Source organism: Candidatus Accumulibacter contiguus (assembly GCF_012940005.1).
GTDB lineage: Bacteria > Pseudomonadota > Gammaproteobacteria > Burkholderiales > Rhodocyclaceae > Accumulibacter > Accumulibacter contiguus.
The window spans coordinates 24,923-31,137 of the sequence record NZ_SPMX01000102.1 but is presented as its reverse complement, the minus strand read 5'-3'; the positions used below and the strand labels follow the sequence as shown (position 1 = coordinate 31,137).

The 6,215-nt window shown below is 64.7% G+C and carries 7 protein-coding genes; all 7 read right to left on the bottom strand.

All coding sequences use genetic code 11. The features are described 5' to 3' along the window. On the bottom strand, positions 1 to 470 hold a 470-nt coding region (locus E4Q08_RS23035), incomplete at its 3' end, for a type II toxin-antitoxin system HipA family toxin (protein ID WP_248595109.1). Positions 471 to 473: 3 nt separating this feature from the next. Next, positions 474 to 977, bottom strand: a complete 504-nt coding sequence (locus tag E4Q08_RS25220) for a hypothetical protein (protein WP_248595108.1) — start codon at positions 975 to 977, stop codon at positions 474 to 476. A 95-nt stretch (positions 978 to 1,072) separates the two neighbouring features. Beyond that, the gene (locus tag E4Q08_RS25215) at positions 1,073 to 1,558 is read right to left on the bottom strand and encodes a DUF262 domain-containing protein (RefSeq protein WP_308240208.1); all 486 of its coding nucleotides are present in this window, start codon (positions 1,556 to 1,558) and stop codon (positions 1,073 to 1,075) included. After that, entirely contained in the window at positions 1,555 to 2,265 is a 711-nt protein-coding gene (locus E4Q08_RS23025) for an RES family NAD+ phosphorylase (protein ID WP_169072121.1), read from the bottom strand. Before E4Q08_RS23025 ends, E4Q08_RS25215 begins: the two co-directional genes overlap by 4 nt. Beyond that, positions 2,262 to 2,699, bottom strand: coding sequence for an antitoxin Xre-like helix-turn-helix domain-containing protein (locus tag E4Q08_RS23020; RefSeq protein WP_169072123.1), 438 nt, complete (start codon positions 2,697 to 2,699; stop codon positions 2,262 to 2,264). The genes E4Q08_RS23025 and E4Q08_RS23020 overlap by 4 nt, the downstream gene beginning before the upstream one ends. Positions 2,700 to 2,937: 238 nt before the next feature. Further along, entirely contained in the window at positions 2,938 to 4,272 is a 1,335-nt protein-coding gene (locus E4Q08_RS23015) for a maltoporin (RefSeq protein WP_169072120.1), read from the bottom strand. Between the two features lie 188 nt (positions 4,273 to 4,460). Continuing rightward, positions 4,461 to 6,203 (bottom strand): PTS fructose-like transporter subunit IIB, encoded by a 1,743-nt coding sequence (locus E4Q08_RS23010; RefSeq protein WP_169072119.1) that lies wholly within the window; start codon positions 6,201 to 6,203, stop codon positions 4,461 to 4,463. Positions 6,204 to 6,215 lie beyond the last annotated feature (12 nt).

The following is a 6,215-nucleotide window of genomic DNA, read 5'->3' as shown; positions in this document are numbered from 1 at the left end:
GACCAGGTTGGCCAGCGTTTCGTAGTTGTAGCAGCGTATTTCTGCTCGGGGTAGAGACCCAGAATCTGCGCGAAGTCCTCGATGTGAACCCGCTTGCCCGGCGCCGGGCGGTCGAAGCGGCGGACAGCCAGAGCCGTCTGACCTCCGAATATACTGGCTTCCGATGGCAGGCCAGAAATCTCCGCAACCGGAATCAACTGAATTTCCGGGATATCGATGCCGCTGGCCTCTGCCCAGCGCATCGTTGCATGCTCGTTTTCCGGCACACCCGGAAAGCGGGCGTCCGGCAACTTGACGATCCAGTCGCCGCCGGTGCCACTGACCGTGATGGTCAGTCCGCGCCCTTCGCTTCGGGCGGAAAACTTGAGCTGCACTCCGGCCAGCGAAAAGTGCCAGTCGCTTTCGCCAGCGTGCTCTTCGGTCGCCTGAAGGGTTGCGTCGGCGGTTTCCGGCAACGCATCGTCGGCCATGATTCAGCCCTCCTCGTCGTCGACGATCAGCGACGCAATCCTCGGCCGATCGGGCTCGTCCCAGCGGGCATGGCGAGCGAAGAAGATCTCTACGCGCGGCCGCATCCACTCGGCGCGCAACTTCAGGAAAGCAGCGCTATCGCCGTCGTCGATCGCCTGTCGCGCGGCTGCGCTGATGCCATGCGACAGCAGGAGGCGGGAATCATCGATCCCGGCCAGCAGGCGGCGTATGCCCCTCTGGTGTGGCGGCTGGATGAGCCGGTTGGCTGCCGATTGCAGCGCTTCCACAGCTTCGCCGGCACGCACTGGAAAGATCTGTAACAGTGGTGATGAGTCATGGCCCGACTGGACCTGGCTCATGAGTTGCCCGGCGGCCAGCCTTTCACCGGTGACCAGGTCTCGTGGTTCGAGGCTAAACAGGACAAGGGCCAGCAGCTTGCTCGCCGCGAAGCGGAAATTGAAGCGATCGGCGACGTCGGGTATGGCCGACGGTTTTCCGCTGACCATCTCCAGCATCCCATTGACGGATCGTTCCTCACTTTCCGGGAGAATTCGCGCCAGGACCTTGCGCGTCGAAACCTTGTCTCCCTGGTGAGCGCCATTCAGCGCGACGGATCGGCACGGCGTTTGCCGATGGCAGGAGGAATCACAAAGTCCGCCGCGTCGAGGTCGACGTACAGGGCGAAGTCGTCCGAGTCCGGGTCGGCAGCGAGCAATATCCGGGCGAGGGAGACAATTCGCTGCTGACCATCGACCACCCACAAGGCATTCGGCATCTGCGGAGCAGGCAGGGTGAGCGATCCGAAACGCACTTCGCCCGCCGGCGCCGCTGCTTCCCAGAGCAGGAGCGTTCCCACCGGATAACCCCGAAAAAGGCTTTCCAGCAGGAGACTGGCATTCATGCGGTCCCATTTGAGGCCGCGCTGGAAACTGGGAATGCGAACCCGGCCGCTTGCCACCATCTCCAGCAGATCCTGGACGCTGAAAGTCCGCGCTTCCGGGCGTCTGTCGAGCAGCGCAGTCGTCGTGTGCTTGGCCGCGGTCGTCATGGCTGTGGTCGGGTTGACAGGTTGGGTCGATTGTTTCACAAGCCTCCTGTTTCTTGGCGGTCCAGTTTCTCCACCTGGGGTTGCCGGCTGCCCGCCCAGGTCAGGCGAAACGACGCGGCGCGGCGCGGATTGCCGACCAGCGCCGGCCGGAAGCAGACGAGGTTGGTGCCGCCGGCGCGGCGCACGCTGGGGTAGATGATTCCCAGCGAGCCGGCGTCGAGCAGGCGTGCCGCGAGACCCTGCGAAGCGACATAGCTGCCGGGGTCGAGGCAGGCGGCAAAGGCCGGCGCGTCGCGCAGATCGTGGAACTCGCTGCTGAAATCCGCGAGCAGTTCCTGGTAGTTGACGCTGTCGTCGAAGCGGCCGATTTCCTGGTACTCGACCGTCTTGTGGAAAATGATCTCGGCCAGTGCCGTTTCCAGTTCGAAAGCGCAGTACCATGCGCCGCGCTCGCCGTCGTTGAAGCGGCTGCCTTCCGGGCGAGGGTAGGTGAAGGCGGCATTGACGATGCGGAAGTTCGGCACGCCGAAAACCAGTTCGTCGACGCCGATTCCCGGCAGCCCGCCGCGCTCGCCGATCAGCCTCTCGTTGGTGGCGTTGTCGAGTTCGAACAGGTCGCGCAGGTGGTCGAGGTTCTCGGCAATTGCGGTCAGCACCGAATCCTCGCGCTCGGCAAAGCGCGAAGGAATCAGCCGTACCGTATCGATCCGGCGCAAACGCGACAGGCGCGGCAGTGACGGGTTCATATGCCGCCGCGCCGCGCTTCGAGCAGTTTGCGAACGGTCTGCATCGCCAGCAGACCGCCGCCAAGCATGAAAGCGAGCGGCGAGCGGCCGGCAAAAATCCGGTTGCTGTTCGGCAGGCTGATCCACTCGTCAGCCAGCTTGTCGCCGTAGAGAATGTGCAAGGCCTTGTAGATGCCGATCAGGTACGAGATGCGCGTGATCCGGTCGACTTCGAGCAGCCGGTCGGGGTTTTTCTTCCACTCGTAGAAGGCGCTGCTCGACAAGCCGCCGAGCAGCTCGCGTGCGTCTTCGTCGCGCAGCCGCCAGGCAGTAGCCAGATTGAAGAAGCCCTGTAGCGCCGACTTCGACAGACGCTCGCGCTCGGCGCGCGCATTGAGATCGACAAGAGCCGCCGGTTCGAAGCGGCTGGCGGGGTAGGCATAGGCAAGGTTCATCATGCAACTCCTTTCCAGGACAGTTTACACTCCGTTTGTGTAAATGCAAGGGATTCGGCCGAGTGGCCGGGTGCCCGCAAGCCGAACGACCTACCGCGAAGTACCACGGCAGCGATGTGCGTAACGACGGCCCGCTGGCGGCCGCCGACATCCGATGACAGTCGCAACCGCATTCGATCGAGATGATCCTGCCGCCGCTGGCGGTGGTGGTGCTCAGGCCTGACCGGTAGACGACCGCTCACCACCAGCCCTCGAATTGCAGGCCGATCGTCGAGCCCCGATTGCCGCTGGCGAAAATGCCGGTCGAGGCGGTCGAGGCGATGGCGGAATTGCCGGAGCCATTGGCCGCCAGCGCCGCCGCTTCGTTCCAGCGCGCATAGGTATAGAACAGGCGCAGTTCGGGGCGTGCCCAGAAGCCGCGGGCCATCGCCAGCGTCGGCGCGATCGTCAGTTTGGTCAGATTGCGCGTCTCGCCGGCAGTCGGTTGCACGCGGTCATGCCCGAGTTCGCCCTGGAGCTTCCAGTGCTCGGTGAAGCCGTAGGTCAGGCGGCCGCCGAGCGAGGTCCAGGTCTGGTCGCCAGCGGGCGACTGGTCCTTCTGGTATACCGCCGTCAGCATGCCGCCGAGTTTCGGCGTCATTTGCGCGTAGAGGCCTTCGACGATGCGCCAGCGCTTGTCGGCAGTCGTATTGGTCAGCGGCCCGGTACTGCCGAGCCCGGTCCCCGGCCCAACCCCGTATTGCACGGCAAACTTGTTCCAGCCATCGCCCAGAATGTTGCTCTGGCGATGCTGCACGGTCACCGACCAGCCGGAATCGCCGCCGGTATTGACATGGCCGGATTCGGGAATCACGCTCAGGCCGAACTCCAGTGCGCCGTTCGGATTGGCCTTCAACCCGCGCACCTGGAAATCGTAGCGGTCGGCCTTGATCGGCTGGTCCTGGTTGTCCTCGCGAAAGAAGGCGAGACTGACCTTGACGCCGCCGATGGCAATGTCCTCGACGCCGCCGCCGAGACCTTGCGGGTTCCAGTAGAAGAAATCGTTGATGTGGATGTCTTCGCGCTTGTAATAGCGCCGGCCGGCCCAGGCGGCGCCGCCGTTGAGAAGTGACAGCTTCTCGGCGGCCACATAGGCCTGAGCAACACGCCCCTGGGTGCTGTTACCCGCCGTGTTGTAGGCCATCGGTGTGTTCAGGCTGAACATCGTATTGGCCGTGAGCGTCGCGCCGTCGGCAAAACTCGCCAGTTGCTTGCCGATAAACAGTTCGCCGTAGACCTCGCATTCATTGCCGAGCCGGTACTTGGCTTGCGAACCGGCCAGCTGGAAGCAGGCGGCCCGGCTGCCTTCCGAGTTGATGCCGCTCAGGGCGCGCAGATAACCCGCGACGACGAGATCGCCGACATCCTTCGCGAGCTTCGGGGCCAGTTCGTCGACCGGTATTACCGGCGCTTCGACACCACCGACATCGGTATCGACGACCTGCGGGTCGCCGGCCTCGGCAGCGCCGGCGGGCTGGCCGCACAGTAGGGCAACGACAAGCGGCGTGACTGAGCTAAGGGATACTTTGTGCATGGTCAGATCCTTCCTTCCAGGAAATTCGGGCAAGAGAAACCCCCTGCCGTGCCCGGCACCGTCATGGAGGTGGTTGTTGCCGTAAAAGCCGCGTCAGCGACTCAGGAATCTACCGTCTCCCGCAAGCGGCTGAGGAGTCGGAGTTCAGGGACAGGCGCCAGAGGAGGAGGCGCCCTCCCCCGGCATGGCTAGGCAGTCAGCGCCGTATCCTCGGCCAGGGGTTTCTTGAGCACGATCAGGGCCAGCGTGGTGACCAGGGTGCCGACGGCGATGGCGCCGATATAGGGCAGCAGCTGGCCGACGGCGTTGGGAATCGCCAGCACGAAGATGCCACCGTGCGGCGCGTGCAGCGTGCAGCCAAAAAACATCGACAGCGCGCCCGTCGTCGCCGCGCCGGCGACACAGGCGGGGATCACGCGCAGCGGATCCTTCGCCGCAAAGGGAATCGCGCCTTCGGTGATGAACGAGATGCCGAGCACCGCGGCGGCTTTTCCGGCGATCTGCTCGTCGACCGAGAAGCGGTTCTTGGCGACGAAGGTGGCGAGCGCAATACCAAGCGGCGGCACCATTCCGGCAGCCATGACCGCCGCCATCGGCATGAAGGTGTTGCTCGCCAGCAGGCCGACGCCAAAGGTGTAGGCCGCCTTGTTGATCGGTCCGCCCATATCCACCGCCATCATGCCGCCGAGCAGCAGGCCGAGCAGGACGGCATTGGTGCCGCTCAGACTCTGCAGGAACTGGGTGAGCCCCTCCATGATCGCGCGCGCCGGGCTGCCGACGACATAGATCATCAGCAGACCGACGACCAGGGTAGCGAGCAGCGGAATCAGCAGCACTGGCTTCAGGCCCTCGAAATGGACCGGCAACTTGATGTGGTCACGCAGGTAGCGAGCGACATAGCCGGCCAGGAAGCCGGCGACGATGCCGCCCAGGAAGCCGGCCTGCAACTGGCTGGCCAGCATGCCGCCGACGAGTCCCGGCGCCAGTCCGGGCCGGTCGGCAATGGAGAAGGCGATGAAACCGGCCAGCACCGGGATCATCAGTGCGAATGCCGCGCCACCGCCAATCTCCATCAGGCTGGCCGCCAGAGTCCCTTTCTCCTTGAACGCCTCGATGCCGAAGATGAAGGAGAGAGCGATCGCCAGACCGCCGGCGACGACGATCGGCAACATGTAGGAAACGCCGGTCAGCAGATGCTTGTAGGCCCCAGCCGGCTTCTCGGCCGGCCGCGCCTCTGCCTGGGCGGCCGCGCGCACCGGCGCCGCGCCACTTGGCGGGGGCAGCGCGAAGGCTTCCTGCAGCACCTTTTGGGTTTCCTTCAGCGCCCGGCCGACCGAGGTTTCGTATACTGCCTTGCCGGCGAAGCGGCTGGTGTCGACGTGCGTGTCGGCGCCGATGATCACCACATCGGCGGCGGCAATCTCCTCGGCGGTGAGCGTGTTCTTGGCGCCCACCGAGCCCTGCGTCTCGACCTTGATCTCGTAGCCATGCTGGGCTGCGGCCTTCTTCAGGGCCTCGGCGGCCATGAAGGTATGCGCGATGCCGGTCGGGCAGGCGGTGATCGCCACGATCCTTTTCGGGGCGGCCGCTGCCGTCTCTGGCCTCGGCTGGCGCTCGGCGCTGATCCCGATCGAGGCCAGGGCCGTCTCGATGACTCCCCGCGGATCGCGGATCGCCACGCTGGTAGTCGTTTCATGGACCGCCTTGCCGGCAAAGCGGGTCATTTCGACGTGCGTGTCGGCAGCGAGAATGACCAATTCGGCGGCGGCCAGGTCGGCGTCATCGAGGATATCCCTGGCACCGGCAGCGCCCTGGGTTTCGACGCGGATGCTGTGGCCCAGTAGTGCGGCGGTCTTCTTCAATGCCTCAGCGGCCATGTAGGTGTGGGCGATGCCTGTGGGGCATGCGGTAACTGCAATGATCTTTGCCATGTGTGTACCTCT

Excerpts from the sequence above, each read along its gene's own strand:
- E4Q08_RS23020 (WP_169072123.1), bottom strand. The coding sequence starts at position 2,699 with ATGAACCTTGCCTATGCCTACCCCGCCAGCCGCTTCGAACCGGCGGCT.
- E4Q08_RS25220 (WP_248595108.1), bottom strand. The coding sequence starts at position 977 with ATGGTCAGCGGAAAACCGTCGGCCATACCCGACGTCGCCGATCGCTTC.
- E4Q08_RS23025 (WP_169072121.1), bottom strand. The coding sequence starts at position 2,265 with ATGAACCCGTCACTGCCGCGCCTGTCGCGTTTGCGCCGGATCGATACG.
- E4Q08_RS23015 (WP_169072120.1), bottom strand. The coding sequence starts at position 4,272 with ATGCACAAAGTATCCCTTAGCTCAGTCACGCCGCTTGTCGTTGCCCTA.
- E4Q08_RS23010 (WP_169072119.1), bottom strand. The coding sequence starts at position 6,203 with ATGGCAAAGATCATTGCAGTTACCGCATGCCCCACAGGCATCGCCCAC.